The sequence below is a fragment of the Actinomadura formosensis NBRC 14204 genome, from assembly GCF_001552155.1.
GTDB lineage: Bacteria > Actinomycetota > Actinomycetes > Streptosporangiales > Streptosporangiaceae > Spirillospora > Spirillospora formosensis.
Window position 1 is genome coordinate 15,427 of record NZ_BCQQ01000011.1, and the last position, 14,861, is coordinate 30,287.

18 protein-coding genes are annotated in these 14,861 nt (G+C 71.3%); 9 read left to right on the forward strand and 9 right to left on the reverse strand.

The annotated features are described in order from the left end of the window. Positions 1–8 precede the first annotated feature (8 nt). From AF1_RS04480 to AF1_RS04495, 4 genes are all read right to left on the reverse strand, one after another. Positions 9–1,364 carry a protein kinase domain-containing protein gene (locus tag AF1_RS04480; protein ID WP_067793715.1) on the reverse strand — a complete coding sequence of 452 codons (1,356 nt, stop codon included), beginning with the start codon at positions 1,362–1,364 and terminating at the stop codon, positions 9–11. Between the two features lie 132 nt (positions 1,365–1,496). Continuing rightward, positions 1,497–2,618, reverse strand: a complete 1,122-nt coding sequence (locus AF1_RS04485) for a D-alanine--D-alanine ligase family protein (protein ID WP_067793716.1) — start codon at positions 2,616–2,618, stop codon at positions 1,497–1,499. Between the two features lie 63 nt (positions 2,619–2,681). After that, positions 2,682–3,671 (reverse strand): NAD(P)H-dependent glycerol-3-phosphate dehydrogenase, encoded by a 990-nt coding sequence (locus AF1_RS04490; RefSeq protein ID WP_067793776.1) that lies wholly within the window; start codon positions 3,669–3,671, stop codon positions 2,682–2,684. Between the two features lie 17 nt (positions 3,672–3,688). Continuing rightward, a complete protein-coding gene (locus AF1_RS04495) occupies positions 3,689–4,543 on the reverse strand; it encodes a lysophospholipid acyltransferase family protein (RefSeq protein WP_067793717.1) in 855 nt (284 codons plus the stop codon). A gap of 103 nt (positions 4,544–4,646) precedes the next feature. Here AF1_RS04495 and cofC point away from each other — a divergent pair, with 103 nt between their 5' ends. Together cofC and AF1_RS04505 are read left to right on the forward strand one after the other, a co-directional pair. Continuing rightward, positions 4,647–5,324, forward strand: a complete 678-nt coding sequence (gene cofC, locus AF1_RS04500; RefSeq protein ID WP_067793718.1) for a 2-phospho-L-lactate guanylyltransferase — start codon at positions 4,647–4,649, stop codon at positions 5,322–5,324. Between the two features lie 10 nt (positions 5,325–5,334). After that, positions 5,335–5,538 carry a cold-shock protein gene (locus tag AF1_RS04505; RefSeq protein WP_067793719.1) on the forward strand — a complete coding sequence of 68 codons (204 nt, stop codon included), beginning with the start codon at positions 5,335–5,337 and terminating at the stop codon, positions 5,536–5,538. Positions 5,539–5,589: 51 nt separating this feature from the next. On the opposite strand, the gene AF1_RS04510 is transcribed toward AF1_RS04505, so the two are convergent. The 4 genes from AF1_RS04510 to leuC all read right to left on the reverse strand — a co-directional run bounded on the left by AF1_RS04510 (position 5,590) and on the right by leuC (position 8,399). Then, positions 5,590–5,868, reverse strand: coding sequence for an HU family DNA-binding protein (locus AF1_RS04510; protein WP_067793720.1), 279 nt, complete (start codon positions 5,866–5,868; stop codon positions 5,590–5,592). Between the two features lie 159 nt (positions 5,869–6,027). Beyond that, a complete protein-coding gene (locus tag AF1_RS04515; protein ID WP_067793721.1) occupies positions 6,028–6,261 on the reverse strand; it encodes an SCO5555 family protein in 234 nt (77 codons plus the stop codon). A 143-nt stretch (positions 6,262–6,404) separates the two neighbouring features. Next, positions 6,405–6,992, reverse strand: a complete 588-nt coding sequence (gene leuD, locus AF1_RS04520) for a 3-isopropylmalate dehydratase small subunit (protein ID WP_067793722.1) — start codon at positions 6,990–6,992, stop codon at positions 6,405–6,407. A 9-nt stretch (positions 6,993–7,001) separates the two neighbouring features. After that, positions 7,002–8,399 (reverse strand): 3-isopropylmalate dehydratase large subunit, encoded by a 1,398-nt coding sequence (gene leuC, locus AF1_RS04525; protein WP_067793723.1) that lies wholly within the window; start codon positions 8,397–8,399, stop codon positions 7,002–7,004. 99 nt (positions 8,400–8,498) lie between these two features. On the opposite strand from leuC, the gene AF1_RS04530 reads away from it, so the two are divergent. The 5 genes from AF1_RS04530 (at position 8,499) to AF1_RS04550 (ending at position 11,373) form a co-directional block, all read left to right on the forward strand. Then, positions 8,499–9,218 carry an IclR family transcriptional regulator gene (locus AF1_RS04530; protein ID WP_067793724.1) on the forward strand — a complete coding sequence of 240 codons (720 nt, stop codon included), beginning with the start codon at positions 8,499–8,501 and terminating at the stop codon, positions 9,216–9,218. Positions 9,219–9,379: 161 nt separating this feature from the next. Next, positions 9,380–10,009, forward strand: a complete 630-nt coding sequence (locus AF1_RS04535) for a MerR family transcriptional regulator (RefSeq protein ID WP_067793725.1) — start codon at positions 9,380–9,382, stop codon at positions 10,007–10,009. Positions 10,010–10,097: 88 nt separating this feature from the next. Then, positions 10,098–10,487, forward strand: coding sequence for a YidH family protein (locus tag AF1_RS04540; RefSeq protein WP_067793726.1), 390 nt, complete (start codon positions 10,098–10,100; stop codon positions 10,485–10,487). Further along, positions 10,484–10,792 (forward strand): DUF202 domain-containing protein, encoded by a 309-nt coding sequence (locus tag AF1_RS04545; RefSeq protein WP_067793727.1) that lies wholly within the window; start codon positions 10,484–10,486, stop codon positions 10,790–10,792. Before AF1_RS04540 ends, AF1_RS04545 begins: the two co-directional genes overlap by 4 nt. Before the next feature lie 185 nt (positions 10,793–10,977). After that, positions 10,978–11,373, forward strand: a complete 396-nt coding sequence (locus AF1_RS04550; protein ID WP_067793728.1) for a RidA family protein — start codon at positions 10,978–10,980, stop codon at positions 11,371–11,373. On the opposite strand, the gene AF1_RS04555 is transcribed toward AF1_RS04550, so the two are convergent. Continuing rightward, complete coding sequence (locus AF1_RS04555) at positions 11,374–12,285, reverse strand: LysR family transcriptional regulator (protein ID WP_067793729.1); 912 nt, start codon at positions 12,283–12,285, stop codon at positions 11,374–11,376. A gap of 117 nt (positions 12,286–12,402) precedes the next feature. Between AF1_RS04555 and AF1_RS04560 the strand changes: the two genes are divergently transcribed. Next, entirely contained in the window at positions 12,403–13,230 is an 828-nt protein-coding gene (locus AF1_RS04560) for an SAM hydrolase/SAM-dependent halogenase family protein (RefSeq protein WP_067793730.1), read from the forward strand. 435 nt (positions 13,231–13,665) lie between these two features. Beyond that, complete coding sequence (locus tag AF1_RS33010; RefSeq protein WP_131732688.1) at positions 13,666–14,841, forward strand: RNA-guided endonuclease InsQ/TnpB family protein; 1,176 nt, start codon at positions 13,666–13,668, stop codon at positions 14,839–14,841. Positions 14,842–14,861: the final 20 nt, after the last annotated feature.

Consider the following 14,861-nt stretch of genomic DNA (forward strand, 5'->3'; position numbering starts at 1 on the left):
TTTCCGGGTCAGGCGTTCTCGTTCGGCAGCAGCGAGCCGAAGGCGACCAGCGCCCAGAACGCGACCATGATCCAGCCGAGCGCGATGCCGGTCACCGCGAGGCCGAGCCCCCGCTCCCCCGAGCGCCGCAGCCGCACCCAGGCCATGTGCCCGGCGATGATCGCCGGGATGGACGGCAGCCCGCATGTGATCAGCCCGACCGCCCCCATGGACACCGCATAGATCGCGAGGCTGTTGACCGGCGCCTTGGCGGGTGCGGCCGGATACTGAGAAACGGTATGCGCCGGAGGCGCCGGGTACCCCGCGGGCTGCCGGTACGCGGCCGGGCGGGCGGCGATCGCGTCGGCGTACCGGTTCCACGACTCCGCCTCGGCCGTGCGCCCCTGCCCGTTCAGCAGCATCGCGAGGTTGCGCATGGCGGACGGGTCACCGGCCTGCGCGGCCTGCCGGTACTGGCTCTCGACCAGCGCCTCCGCCTCCCCCGCGGCGAGCCGCGGAGCCGGCGGAGGCACGGTCGAGGACGTGCTCGGCTCCGGCGTGCGGTGCGGGGCGGGCGCCTGCTCACGGACCCCGCTGGAGATGAGCCGGTCCAGCAGCGACTGCGCGGACGGCCGCTGCGCCGGGTCCTTCGCCAGGGCCGCCCGGACCGCACCGAGGAGCGCGCCGTCCAGTCCGCCGAGGTCCGGTTCGCCGCTGATGATCTGGTGGATGACCGAGGGGAGCGAGTTGCCGCCGAAGCAGGGGCCGCCGCGCGCCGCGAACGCCACGGTCGCGCCCCACGCGAACACGTCGGACGCCGGGGAGGCGCCTCGTCCGTCCAGCTGCTCGGGGGCCATGAACGCGGGCGTGCCGATGATGCCGCCGGTCGCGGTGAGGCGCGTCCCGCCCAGGGACCTGGCGATACCGAAGTCGATCACCCGGGGCCCGAACGTGGACAGCAGCACGTTGGCGGGCTTCAGGTCCCGGTGAACGACGCCCGCGTCGTGGATGGCGGTCAGCGCGGTCGCGATGCCGACCGCGACGGCCTCCAGGTCGGCGCCGCGCAGCGGCCCGTCCTTGGCCACGGCGGCGTCGAGGCTGGGGCCGTTGACGAACTCGGTCACCAGGTAGGGCGGGTCGGCGCCGGGGTCGGCGTCCAGGACGGGCGCCGTGCAGAACGGCCGGACGCGCTGCGCCGCCGCGACCTCCGCCTCGAACCGCGCACGGTACTGCCGGTCGGCGGCGAACTCCCGCCTGATCACCTTGATGGCGACCGTGCGCCCGGACGTGTCCAGCCCCGAATACACCGTGCCCATCCCGCCCTCGCCGAGACGGTTCACGACCCGGTAGGGACCGATGCGCTCCGGCAGGCCAGGGTGTGACACGGGGCGTTCTCCTCCAGACGGGGACCAGCGTCACAAGCCTGTCATATCCGCCCGCCCGTTCAGGCCCGCTCCGCCGGCAACGTCCGGCTCACGACCACTCCCGGCTGTCACCGAGATCATGACCGGGTACGGCTAGCGCAGGCCGGTCGAGCGCTTCAGCGCCGTCTGGATGAGCCGGTCGACCAGCGTCGGGTAGTCCAGCCCGGTCGCCGCCCACATCTGCGGGAACGCCGACGCCGGCGTGAAGCCCGGCATCGTGTTGATCTCGTTGAGGATCCAGCGGCCGTCGGGCGTGTGGAAGAAGTCGACCCGGGCGAGGCCCTCGCAGTCGAGCGCGTCGAACGCCTGCACGGCGATGCGGCGGACCTCCTCGATCGCGGCGGGCGGCAGGTCCGGCGGGATCGCCATCGCGGTGGAGCCGTCGAGGTACTTGGTCTCGAAGTCGTAGAAGTCGTGGCCGCCCGCCATCAGCACCTCGGCGGGCAGGCTGGCCTCGGCGGGGCCGTCGTCCTCGCCCTGCAGGACGCCGCACTCGATCTCGCGGCCCTCGACGGCGGCCTCCACGATCACCTTGGGGTCGTGCTCGCGGGCCTCCTCGACCGCCGCCTCCAGGTCGGCCTCGTCGGTGACGCGGCTGATGCCCATGCTCGACCCGGCGCGGGCCGGCTTGACGAACACCGGGGTGCCGTCCGCGAGGCCCAGCTCCTTGACCTCGTCGATCTTGCGTTTGCGTTCGCGCCGCCACTCCCGGTCGCCGATGAGGGCGTACGGGCCGACGGGCAGTCCGCGCGCCTGCCAGACGAGCTTCATGAACCCCTTGTCCATGCCGACGGCGCTGGCCAGCACCCCGGCACCGACATAGCGGACGCCCGCGAGGTCGAGCAGCCCCTGGATCGTGCCGTCCTCGCCGTACGGGCCGTGCAGCAGCGGCAGGACGACGTCGACCTCGGCCAGCGTCTCCGGAACCCGGCCCGGGCCGACGACCATCAGCCCGCGGCTGTCGGGATCGAACGGCAGCGCGAGCACGTGGCCGGCGCCGGACACCTCGGGCAGCCGGCCGTCCTCGATGGCGAGCCGCAGGTCGCCGGGCGGCAGCACCCAGCGCCCGTCGCGGCCGATGCCGATCGGCACCACCTCGTACCGGTCCCGGTCGATGGCGGCCATGACGGCGCCCGCGGTGACGCACGAGATCGCGTGCTCGGAGCTGCGCCCGCCGAAGACCACGGCCACGCGGATCTTAGAAACCTGGGACATGATGTCCGACTCTATCGGTGATCAGTCCGGCTCGGCCACGGGCGAGCCGGGCGCGTCCCCCCATCACACCCCGTACCGCTCGGGCTTCGGGGACCGCGAGATCAGCGACACCGCGGCCTCCTTGATCGGCATGCCGTGGTGCAGGACGGCGGTGACCGCCTCGGTGATCGGCATCTCGACGTTGTGCTTGCGGGCCAGTTCCAGCACCGCCTCGGACGACTTGACGCCCTCGGCGGTCTGCTTGGTGACGGCGATGACCTGCTCCAGCGTCATACCGCGGCCGAGGTTCTCGCCGAACGTGCGGTTTCGCGACAGCGGCGAGATGCACGTCCCGACGAGGTCGCCCATCCCGGCGAGGCCGGCGAAGGTGTGCTCGTCCGCGCCGAGCGCGGCGCCCAGCCGGGTGATCTCGGCCAGCCCGCGGGTGATCAGCAGCGCCTGCGTGCTGGCGCCGAAGCCGAGCCCGACCGCCATGCCGACGCACAGCGCGACGATGTTCTTCACCGCGCCGCCCAGTTCGCAGCCGACCACGTCCGTGGAGGTGTAGACGCGGAAGTACGGGGTCATCGTCGCGGCCTGGAGGCGCTGCGCGACGGCCTCGTCCACGCAGGCGGCGACCGCCGCGCCGGGCTCCCCGCCGGCGATCTCGCGGGCCAGGTTGGGGCCGCAGAACACGCCGACGCGCTCCTGCGGGATGTCGGCGACCTCGCAGATCACCTCCGACATCCGCCGGGTCGTGCCCATCTCGACGCCCTTCATCAGGCTGACGAGCACCGCCTCCGGCGGCAGCAGCGGCACCCACGCCGACAGGTTCTGCCGCAGGGTCTGCGCCGGGACGGCCAGCGCGACGAAGTCGGCGCCCTTCAGCGCCTCCGCCGGGTCGAGCGTCGCGCGGACGGCCTCGGGCAGAGTGACGCCGGGCAGGTAGTCGGGGTTCTCGTGGCGTTCGTTGACCGCCTCGACGACCTCGGGGCGGCGCCCCCACAGGACGACCTCGCCGCCCGCGTCGTGCAGCAGCTTGGTGAACGTCGTCCCCCAGGATCCGGCGCCCATCACCGCGGTACGGAAGGTCACGAGTCGCCCGTCCTCTGCTCCGCCGTGCGCTGCTCGGTGCTCCGCGGGCCGGACGGCTCCGCCTGCTCGGGGACGGCGGCCCGGGCCGTGCGGGTGGCGCGGCGCCGCTCCTCCAGCACCTTGTGGTGGTCGTAGCGTTCCATGGGCGGCTCCTGGCCGCGCAGCTCGCCGAGGAGGCCGGTGATCGCGGCCATGATGTCGTCGGTGGCGGCGTGCAGCGTCTCCCGGCTGAGCGGCAGCCCCTCGTACCGGGACAGGTCCACGGGCGGACCGGCGATCACCTTCATCGTCTTGCGGGGCAGCGGATGGAACCCCTTCTTCAGGCTTCCCGCCAGGCCCCTCTGCTCACCCTTCTTGTACGGCATCAACTCGTGCGCGCCCCAGCTCGCCACCGGGACGACCTTGGCCCCCGTCTTCAGCGCCATCCGCGCGACGCCCGTCTGGCCGGTCATGGGCCACAGTTCGGGGTCACGGGTGCAGCTTCCCTCCGGGTAGAACATCAGGCACTCGCCGTTCAGCAGGGCCTTCTCCGCGTCCTCAAGGACGAGCGCGGCGTCGGCGCGGTCGCGGTGGACGGGGATCTGCCCGGTGCCGCGCAGCACGGCGCCGATGAACCTCACGTCGAACAGCGTGGACTTCGCCAGGTAGACCGGGTAGCGGCCCGCCTCGTAGACGAAGTGGGCGAGCGCGAGAGGGTCGGACGCGGAGATGTGGTTGGCGGCGATGATGACGCCGCCCTTCCCGGGTATGTGGCCCCGGCCGCGCCAGTCCCGTTTCAGGAGCCCGAACAGCAACGGGCGCAGGATGACGATCGTGAGCTTCCGCCAGCCCGGCGAATATCCGTGGCTCATGCCCCGTCCCCTCCTCATTCCGTCCCCCTCCTCGGTCCATCCCCCGGATGAACGTGGGGTGTCCTCAAGTGTCGCGGTTACGTGCGCATAGTGTCGAGTTGCCATGTCTACAACAGCTCGGTCCACGGCGGCGCACGGCGCGCCTCGTCTCCACTGGTCGCTCGTCGTCCCCGTCAAGGTGCTCGCCAAGGCGAAGACCCGGATGTCCGCCGCGGCGGGCCCGCACCGGGAGGCCCTCGCGCTCGCGGTGGCGGCCGACACGGTCGCGGCGGCGCTGCGCTGTGACCGGGTCCGCGACGTGATCGTAGTCACCGACGATCCCCTTCCGGCGGCCGACCTCGCCGCCCTCGGCGCCCGCGTCGTGCCCGACGTGCCGGACGCCGGCCTGAACCCGGCGCTGGTCCACGGCGCCGGCCGGGGCCGCGAGCTGTCCCCGGACGCGGGCGTGGGCGCGCTGTCGGCGGACCTGCCCGCGCTGCGGCCGGACGAACTCGCCCGCGTCCTCGACGCGGCGGCGCGGGTGCCCGAGGCGTTCGTCCCGGACGCGGCCGGCGTCGGCACCACCCTGTACACGGCCCGTCCCGGCGTCCCGTTCTCCCCCGCGTTCGGTGGTGCCTCCCGTGCCGCCCACCGCGCCCGCGGCGCCAGGGAGATCCTCCTCCCCGGCACCGACAGCGTACGCCGCGACGTCGACACACCCGGCGACCTCCGCGCCGCCCTCGCCCTGGGCACCGGCCCCCGTACCGCGGCCATCGCGTCCCGCCTGGCCTCGTTGGCCTAGAGTTCCGGTCATGCAGGGGACGGTGAAGGCGTTCGACGCGGAGACGCGGTCGGGGAGCGTGCTGCTCGACGACGGGACGGAGCTGGCGTTCGACGCGGAGGCGTTCGCGGCGGGCGGGCTGCGGCTGCTGCGGTTCGGGCAGCGGGTGAACCTGGCGCTGGAGGGCGGCCGGGTCTCGGTGGTGACGCTGTCGACGTTCCCGCTGCCGTCCTGAGACGTGTCAGCGCCCGGGACCGTTTCGGTCCCGGGCGCTGTCGCGGTGAGACTACTTCTTCCCGGCCACGAGGTTCTTGAAGTCCGCACCGGCCTTGAACTTCGGCACGGACGTCGCGGGAACCTCAATGGTCTTGCCCGTTGCGGGGTTGCGGGCCGTGCGGGCAGGCCGGTCGGCCTTCTCGAACGAACCGAACCCGGTGATCGCGACCTTGTCGCCCTTGGCGACGGCGGTCTGGATCGCATCCAGGATCGCGTCGACCGCCTCGGCTGCGGCCTTCTTGCTGCCCAGCCGTTCAGAGATGGCGTCGACCAGCTCACGCTTGTTCATGGGTTACTCCTCTAGTTCCCCCCTTGCCCGAACGAAACTAAGGGAGCCTCAGCATGGACACAATCACCTGCACCCAAGAGTTGGCGTGTCGCTGACGTTTTTGTCGGCCTTGCCCCTGTCTCGCCGGGTTACCGGACCGAATCCGGCTACTGCGCCACGCTAACCGACGTCGGGGCCGTCTTGGAAATCGGCGAGGAACGCGTCCAGCCTGCGGGCGGCCAGTCCGGCGTCCCGTTTCGCCAGATCGGTGATCGCCAGCAGGTGCCGGATGAGCCGCTGCCGGGTCTGCGGCGGCAGCGGCGCGACGGCCCGATGGGCGTCGCGCAACTGCCGCGCGAGCAGCGTCAAGGCAGGATCGTCCCACTCCGGCCCACCCCACGGCACCGCGCTCAATTCACATCCCCAGACGGTCGACGGCTCAGCGCACAAGAGAAATTGTCTCTGGTGCGCGTACCGCTCGATGCGTCCGGGGGTGTGTTGAGCGTTGCCCCTGGTACCCGGCACCGACCGGCACGGGTTCCAGGGGCGCCCCCGGGTCAGACGGCCGTCGGGAGCCAGGCCGGGCGAGACTCCTCGTAGGTGGTGATGGCGTCGGCGTGGCGGAGGGTGAGGCCGATGTCGTCGAGGCCTTCCATGAGGCGCCAGCGCGTGTAGTCATCGATGTCGAAGGACGTGACGACATCGGCGTAGCGGACTTCGCGCTTGTCCAGGTCGACGGTGATCTCCAGGGCGGCGTCCTTCTCTACGCGGGTCTGGAGGTCTTCGACCCGGTCGGCGGGCAGGACGACGGGCAGCAGGCCCATCTTGGTGGAGTTGTTGCGGAAGATGTCGCCGAAGCGCGGGGCGATGACGACGCGGAAGCCGTACTGCTGGAGGGCCCAGACGGCGTGCTCGCGGGACGAGCCGGTGCCGAAGTCGGGGCCGGCGACCAGGATGCCCGCGCCCTCGTGGCGGGGCCGGTTCAAGACGAAGTCCGGGTCCTCGCGCCAGGCGGAGAACAGCCCCTTGTCGAATCCGGTGCGGCTGACCTGCTTGAGCCAGACGGCCGGGATGATCTGGTCGGTGTCGACGTTGCTGCGGCGCAGCGGGACCGCGCGCCCGGTGTAGGTGGTGAACGCTTCCATCGTGCTTCCTTACAGATCGGCGGGAGCGGCCAGACGGCCGGTGACGGCGGTGGCGGCGGCGACGGCGGGCGACACCAGGTGGGTGCGGCCGCCGGGTCCCTGCCGTCCCTCGAAGTTGCGGTTGGACGTGGAGGCGCTGCGTTCACCGGGCGTGAGCTTGTCGGGGTTCATCGCCAGGCACATGGAGCAGCCTGCCTCGCGCCACTCGGCACCGGACGCGGCGACGACCTCGTGGAGGCCCTCCTCCTCGGCCTGCTTCTTGACCTCCATGGAGCCGGGGACGACCAGCATCCGGACGCCGCCCGCGACCTTGCGGCCCTTCAGCACATCGGCGACGGCGCGGAGGTCCTCGATACGGCCGTTGGTGCAGGAGCCGACGAAGACGGTGTCGACCTCGATGTCGCGCAGCGGCGTCCCGGCGGTGAGGCCCATGTACTCCAGGGCGCGCTCGGCGGCCTGCCGCTGGGCGGGGTCGGAGAAGGACGCGGGGTCGGGCACGGACTCGGCGAGCGGCAGGCCCTGGCCCGGGTTGGTGCCCCAGGTGACGAACGGGGTCAACTCGGCCGCGTCGATCACGACCTCCTTGTCGAAGACCGCGTCGTCGTCGGTGCGCAGGGACGTCCAGTACTCGACGGCCTTGTCCCAGTCCGCCCCCTGGGGCGCGTGGGGGCGGCCCTTGAGGTAGGCGAACGTGGTCTCGTCCGGCGCGATCATCCCGGCGCGGGCGCCGGCCTCGATGGACATGTTGCAGACCGTCATGCGGCCTTCCATCGACAGCGACCGGATGGCCTCGCCCCGGTATTCGATGATGTGGCCCTGGCCGCCGCCGGTGCCGATCCTCGCGATGATCGCGAGGATGAGGTCCTTGGCGGTGACGCCCTCGGGCAGCGCGCCGTCGACGGTGACCGCCATCGTCTTCGGCTTGGTCTGCGGCAGCGTCTGGGTGGCGAGGACGTGTTCGACCTCGCTGGTGCCGATGCCGAAGGCGAGCGCGCCGAACGCGCCGTGCGTGGAGGTGTGCGAGTCGCCGCACACGACGGTCATGCCGGGCTGGGTCAGGCCGAGCTGCGGGCCGATGACGTGGACGATGCCCTGCCCGTCGTCGCCCATCGGGTGCAGCCGGACGCCGAAGTCGGAGCAGTTCTTGCGCAGCGTCTCGACCTGGGTCCGCGACACCGGGTCGGCGATGGGCTTGAGCAGGTCCGTGGTCGGGACGTTGTGGTCCTCGGTGGCGATGGTCAGGTCGGGGCGGCGGACCGCGCGGCCGGCCATCCGCAGCCCGTCGAACGCCTGCGGGCTGGTGACCTCGTGGACGAGGTGCAGGTCGATGTAGAGGAGGTCCGGCTCACCCTCGGCGTGCCGCACGACGTGCGCGTCGTAGACCTTCTCGGCCAGTGTTCGGCCCATCACTCCCACCTCATCTGTAATGATCGTCGGCGCTCCGTCGCGCCGTGTTCTCCGTCACCCCGACTTGCATCTCATATTACGAGACGTCAATATCAAGACATGGACAACTCTAGCGGAGTCGGCGTACTTGACAAAGCCGTTCTCGTGCTGAACGCGCTGGAGGCCGGTCCGGCCTCGCTCGCCCAGCTCGTCCAGACGACCGGGCTGGCCCGCCCCACGGCCCACCGGCTCGCCGTCGCGCTGGAGCACCACCGCCTCGTGCACCGCGACACGCAGGGGCGTTTCATCCTCGGGCCGAGGCTCGCCGAGCTGGCGGTCGCGGCCGGCGAAGACCGTCTGCTCGCGATCGCCCAGCCCATCCTGGCCCAGTTGCGCGACCTGACCGGGGAGAGCGCCTCGCTGTTCCGCCGCCAGGGGGACGTCCGGGTCTGCGTCGCCGCCGCCGAGCGGACGAGCGGCCTGCGCGACACCATCCCGGTCGGCGCCGCGCTCCCGATGACGGCGGGTTCGGCCGCGCAGATCCTGCTCGCGTGGGAGGAGCCCGACCGGCTGCACCGGGGGCTGCGCAACGCGAAGTTCGAGGCGACGACGCTGGCGTCCGTCCGGCGGCGCGGCTGGGCGCAGAGCGTCGGCGAGCGCGAGCAGGGCGTCGGGTCGGTGTCCGCCCCGATCCGCGGTGCGGGCGGGCGGGTGATCGCCGCCGTCTCCGTCTCCGGCCCCCTGGAGCGCCTCACCCGCTCCCCCGGCAGGCTGCACGCCGCACCCGTCGTCGCCGCCGGGGAGAAGATCTCCGAGGGGATGCGCCGCACGGCGTCCTGACCGCCGGAACCCGGGGCCGGCGGCTGGACGGCTCCCCGGCCCCGCGCCCGGCTCGCGATGCCCGATCTCGAACCACCACAACCCGGACACACATTGGATAGTGCCAGTATCCAAACGTCCGGCCTCGATACCGTTGGCCCCCGGTAAAGGGGGGTTCGACGGTGCAGATCTCCGAGCTCAGCGATCGCAGCGGGCTCACGGTTCAGACGATCAAGTTCTACATCAGGGAGGGCCTGCTGCCGAAGGGCGCGGCGGTCAGCGCGACCCGCTCGGAGTACGACGGCCGGCACCTGGAGCGGCTGCGGCTGATCATCGCGCTGCGCGAGGTCGGCGACCTGCCGGTGGCGGCGATCCAGCGGGTCATCGCCGCCGTCGAGGACGACCGGGTCGGCCTGCACGAGCTGTTCACCACCACCCGGCACGCCATCGGCCCGCACGTCGCCGCGCCGCACGACCCGAACTGGCGCGCCGCCCGCGAGGACGTCGACGCCCTCGTCCGCGAACTCGGCTGGACCGTCGGCGAGGACGCCCCCGCCCGTGATCTGCTCGCGCACACGTTCGTGGCGCTGCGCCGCCTCGGTTTCCCCATCACGCTGAAGGACCTGCGCCCCTATGTGCGGGCCGCGACCGAGGTCGCCGGCCACGAGATCCGGCGGGTCTGCGAGGGGGCGCCCCGCAGCCGGACGGCCCATTCGCTGCTCGTCTCCACCGTCCTCTACGAGCAGGTCCTGACGGCCCTGCACCGGCTGGCCCAGGAGGACGCCTCGGCCGGCCGCTTCGGCACGCAGTGACCCACGCCATTTCCCATAAACTCAATCGGAATTGGTATTCATGGCCGGGCGATAAGGCATTCACTTCGATCGCCTAACATGAACGGCGATGACCCCCACGCAGCCCCCCGGCCCCTCCAGTGCCAGGTGGACCGACCGCCTGCTCGCCGAGGGCGACGATCCCGACCCGCGTTTCTCCCTCGCCAACGAGCGCACGTTCCTGGCCTGGATCCGGACGGCGCTGGCGATGATCGCGGGCGGCATCGGCCTCGCGCTCGCCGGCGGCCTGGTCGAACCCGTGCTGCGGCACGGCCTCGCGGTCGCGTTCGCCGCGACCGGGGCACTGGTCGCCGCCCTCGCGTTCCACCGCTGGCTGCGGACCGAACGCGCGCTGCGCCGCGCGGAGTCCCTGCCACCGCCGGCGATCGCGCCGATCATGGCGTACGGCACCGCGATCGCCGCGCTCATCCTGCTTGTGACGTTGCTGGTCACCCGGTGAAACTCGGCGATCCCGGGGCGCAGCCGGAGCGGACGGCCCTGGCCTGGTCCCGGACCGCCCTCGCGCTGATCATCGTCGGGCTGCTGTGCGTGCGGCTCGCGCCGTCGCCCGCCGCCGTGGTCATCGCCGCCGTGGTGGTCTACGGCGGAGCCATGCTGCTGCTCCGCCGGGCCCGCACCGGCCTTGCGCGGCAGCGCAGAAGGCTGGCGTCCGGCGGCGGCACCGCCGACCCGCTCTCCGCGCTGATCATGTCGGGCCTGGTGATGCTGCTGGCCGTGGTCGCGATCCTCTTCGCCCTCCACTGATTCGCCCTCCACTGATTCGCCCTCAGCTGAGCCATGCGGCGGACGCATGGCCGCCGTGCAAGACCTTCGCTGGTGTCATGCCACGCCGCCGCCTAACGTCGGTCCCGCCATGACACGAAGCGCAGTTCGGGCTCACCGGTCATGACCTCACCGCACTCGCCGACCTCACTAGGAGAACCGCACAGATGCGCGTCACGCTCGGCAATCCCGCGACCGTCCCCGCGCCGCCGAACCCCGCCTACTCCCACACCGCCTACGTCACCCAGGGCCCGATGCTGTACGTGTCGGGGCAGATCGCCCTGGACGAGAACGGCAAGGTGGACGCGCCCGGCGACATGACCCGCCAGTCGGAGGTCATCCTCTCGCTGCTGGAACGCATCCTCGCCGCGCACGGCGCGGGGTTCGCCGACGTCGTCAACATCCGGACGTTCCTCACCGACATGGACCTCCGCCAGGAGTACGGGGCCGTCCGCCGCCGCTACTTCACCGGCGCCCCGCCGACGAGCACCACCGTCGAGGTGTCCCGCCTGTTCCATCCGGACGCGCTGATCGAAGTCGAGGTCGTCGCCGCGATCCCGTGATCAGGGCCGCAGGTTCCCCGCCACGTCCCGCAGCTCCGCCAGGAACGCGGTCACGGCGGGAGACCTGCGCGCGTGCCGCCCCACCGCCGCGTAGACGCGGCGGCGCGGCCGGCCGGATGCCACGGCGCGCAGCACGACACCGTCCCGCGCCAGGGCGGAGGCCGCCAGGGCCGGGACGAGCGTGACGCCGAACCCCTCCGCGACCAGGCCCAGCTTGGAGATCCATTCGGCGACCCGCAGCGGCGTCTCCGGCGCGAACCCGGCGGCCTCGCACCGGGTCCGCAGCGCGGCGATCGCGGCCGGGTCGTCGGCGACGATCCACGCCTCATCGGCCAGCTCGTCCAGCGGAACGCGGTCGAGCCCGGCGAGACGGTGACCGGCCGGCAGCGCGACGAGCAGCGCCTCCTCCAGCAGCGTCACCAGGTGCTCGGCGTCGACCGACGGATGCTTGTACGTGCTGACCAGGGCGATGTCGAGGTCGCCCGCGTCCAGCATCGGCAGTAGCCGCTCGGTCGTCCCCTCGCGCAGCAGCGGCCGCACCCCCGGATGGCGGGCCCGGAACCGGGCGAGGGCACGCGGCACGAGCGCCGCGTTCGCGGTGGGGAAGGCGCCGAGCCGCAGCGTCCCGGTGTCGAGCCGGCGCAGCCCGTCCAGCGCGCGGACGGTGTCGGCGAGCCGGTCGAGGAGGGCGCGCGCGTGCGGCAGCAGGAACTCCCCGGCGGGGGTCGGCCGGACGCCGCGGGCACCGCGCACGAACAGCTCCACGCCGCAGACGTCCTCCAGCGACGCGATCTGCCGCGATACGGCCGACTGCGTGTAGCCCTCCGCGGTGGCGGCGGCGGTGAAGGAGCCGAGGTCGGCGACGGCGACGAACGTCCGCAGCAGAACGGGATCGAGGGCTTCGGCGCGCACAGGACGCAGGATACGGGCCGGTTGGAATTCGGGACGATCACCCCGCTTGGTACCCTTCTCGCCTCACACTCCGTCATTCCCGCAGGTCCCCGCCAGCGTTCCACGCCGAGGTCGTCCATGCCCGAGAGCCGCCCGTTCGTCAGTCTGGCGACCGATTTCGGCGCCGCGTACACCGCCATCTGCGCGGGCGTCGTGTACTCCATCGCGCCGCAGGCGAACGTCCTGGTGCTGAGCGACGAGATCACCCCGTTCGACATCCGCGAGGGCGCGATGCTGCTGCGGCAGGCGCTGCCGTATCTGCCGGTCGGCGTCCACGTGGGCATCGTCGATCCCGGTGTCGGCACGCCGCGGCTGCCGGTCGCGATCGAGACCGGGCGCGGGGACGTGCTGGTCGGCCCGGACAACGGGCTGCTCGTCCCGGCCGCGCAGAAGCTGGGCGGCGTCGTGCGGGCGCACGCGCTGGAGAACCCGGCCTACCGGCTGCCGGAGGTGTCGGCCTCGTTCCACGGCCGCGACATCTTCTCCCCCGCCGCCGCGCACCTCGCCGCCGGCGTCGCCGTCACCGACCTCGGTTCGCCGGTGGAGCCGCTGCCGCTGGACGTCCCGCCGCCGTCGGCGGGCGGCGGGGAGTTGACGGTCCCGGTGCTCTACACCGACCGCTTCGGCAGCCTCGTCCTCGGCGCCGAGCGGGCGGACCTGACCGCCGCGTTCGGCGACCTGCCGCCCGGAACCCCGCTGGACGTCACTTGGACCGTTCCCACCCCGGGCACCGCGCGTGTCACGTTCGAGGAGACCTTCGGCGGCGTCGCGACCGGCGAGCCGCTGCTGTGGATCGACTCGTCCGGCTGGCTGGGGCTCGCCGTCAACCAGGGCTCCGCCGCCGAGACGTTCGGGCTCGCGGGTGCGCGAACCCTCACGTTGCGCCCCGCCACCCCCCACTCCTGATCACGAAAGCTGGAGGCACCTCTTGTCCCGCCGTCCCCTAACGACAGGTCGGCTGCGGCATCCGGGGAGTTGAAAACCACAGCAATGGGGTCATTACCGCAGATATCGGCAATTGCGAGTCCACTTTGAGCCGTAATCTTCGGGCCAAGATCCCGGAGGGTTGACCGAAGCCGGCAGCGCGGTCTTAGGAGAGCATTTCAACGACGGATGCACTCCAATCTGCCGCAGGCTTGAAGACTGACGGTTCGGCAAGCAGCGCCAGTTCACGTCTTGACCGCGGCAGTAGCCCAAGAGATTCTCTGGCGAAGGCGGCACTCCGGCGCCGAAGACCGGGGATCAGATCGGTAAGCAGTGGAAACTTGCGCAGCCTCACCGCAACCAGCGTCAACATACACCTCACAACATCCGACAATGATATGGTAACTCATTGTGAAAATGGTGGTGCAGGTGAAGTTGCTGCCAACGCCTGATCAGGCTGCGGCGCTAACCGAAACTCTGCATGCCTGCAATGTCGTCGCCGATTGGGTGTCCCAGGTGGCGTTCGATCGAAGAGTGTTCTCGCGGGCTGGGCTTCAAAAGCTCCTGTACCTGGAGGTAAAGGCGCGGGGGTTGTCCGCGCAGCCAGCGTTGCATGTGATCCGTAAGACCGCTGACGCCTACACCACTCGACGAGCGCAGATCACGAGTGGGCTGCTGGGCAAGCCCGGATCCGCACGTCGAGCCAAGGCCGAGGGCAAACCGATCACCTTCCGTCCGGACGCCGCGCATCCGTTCGACGATCGCTGCCTATCGTGGCAGACAGACGTCCTAACGGTGTCGATCTGGACCACCCGGGGCCGGATAAAGAACCTCCGTTTCACTGGCGAGCCGTCCCAGCTCAAGACCTTGGCTGAGCATCGCAAGGGCGAAAGTGACCTGGTGTACCGGACCGGCAAGTGGTTCCTGGTCGCCACCTGCGAAATCCCCGAGCCTCCGCTGAACACTCGCCCACGTGACTGGATCGGGGTGGACCGAGGCATCGTCAATCTGGCCACCACATCCGACGGTGTCAACCACCAGGGCCGCAGCCTGCAACACTATCGGCGTCGCATGGCCCGGGTCCGTGCCAAGCTGCAGGTCACGGGCACCAAGTCCGCCAAACGCAAACTCAAGCGACGCGCACGGCGCGAGCAGCGGCACACCGCGCACGTGAATCATAAGATTGCCAAGACGGTAGTGGCCGATGCCCAACGCACCGGACGCGGCATCGCCCTAGAAGACCTCCAGGGCATTCGCGACCGGGTATGGCTCAAGCGGCACCAGCGGGCCACCTTGTCATCCTGGTCATTCCACCAGCTCGGCGAGTTCATCGCCTACAAAGCTCGTCGCGCCGGTGTACCGGTACTAGAGGTGGATGCCGCCTACACCTCGCAAATCTGCCCGCGGTGCAGGCACGTCTGCCGCAAGAACCGCCCAACTCGGGAAGAGTTCCGTTGTGTGCTCTGCGGGCTCGCTGGCCCTGCCGACCACATCGCTGCCGTGAACGTCCGCGCTCGGGCGCGCACGGTGTGGGCGTTTGTCAACACGCCCCATGCAGCCATGTCACCGTCTCCCGGTTTGAGGCAGTCATGAGCCGCAAGTCTGTTCCAAGG

What these genes read in the sequence shown, in the direction of transcription:
- AF1_RS04485 (WP_067793716.1), bottom strand. Translation starts at nt 2,618, where the DNA reads ATGTCCCAGGTTTCTAAGATCCGCGTGGCCGTGGTCTTCGGCGGGCGC.
- AF1_RS04490 (WP_067793776.1), bottom strand. Translation starts at nt 3,671, where the DNA reads ATGGGCGCCGGATCCTGGGGGACGACGTTCACCAAGCTGCTGCACGAC.
- AF1_RS04495 (WP_067793717.1), bottom strand. Translation starts at nt 4,543, where the DNA reads ATGAGCCACGGATATTCGCCGGGCTGGCGGAAGCTCACGATCGTCATC.
- cofC (WP_067793718.1), top strand. Translation starts at nt 4,647, where the DNA reads ATGTCTACAACAGCTCGGTCCACGGCGGCGCACGGCGCGCCTCGTCTC.
- AF1_RS04505 (WP_067793719.1), top strand. Translation starts at nt 5,335, where the DNA reads ATGCAGGGGACGGTGAAGGCGTTCGACGCGGAGACGCGGTCGGGGAGC.
- AF1_RS04510 (WP_067793720.1), bottom strand. Translation starts at nt 5,868, where the DNA reads ATGAACAAGCGTGAGCTGGTCGACGCCATCTCTGAACGGCTGGGCAGC.
- leuD (WP_067793722.1), bottom strand. Translation starts at nt 6,992, where the DNA reads ATGGAAGCGTTCACCACCTACACCGGGCGCGCGGTCCCGCTGCGCCGC.
- leuC (WP_067793723.1), bottom strand. Translation starts at nt 8,399, where the DNA reads ATGGGCCGAACACTGGCCGAGAAGGTCTACGACGCGCACGTCGTGCGG.
- AF1_RS04530 (WP_067793724.1), top strand. Translation starts at nt 8,499, where the DNA reads ATGGACAACTCTAGCGGAGTCGGCGTACTTGACAAAGCCGTTCTCGTG.
- AF1_RS04540 (WP_067793726.1), top strand. Translation starts at nt 10,098, where the DNA reads ATGACCCCCACGCAGCCCCCCGGCCCCTCCAGTGCCAGGTGGACCGAC.
- AF1_RS04550 (WP_067793728.1), top strand. Translation starts at nt 10,978, where the DNA reads ATGCGCGTCACGCTCGGCAATCCCGCGACCGTCCCCGCGCCGCCGAAC.
- AF1_RS04560 (WP_067793730.1), top strand. Translation starts at nt 12,403, where the DNA reads ATGCCCGAGAGCCGCCCGTTCGTCAGTCTGGCGACCGATTTCGGCGCC.
- AF1_RS33010 (WP_131732688.1), top strand. Translation starts at nt 13,666, where the DNA reads ATGGTGGTGCAGGTGAAGTTGCTGCCAACGCCTGATCAGGCTGCGGCG.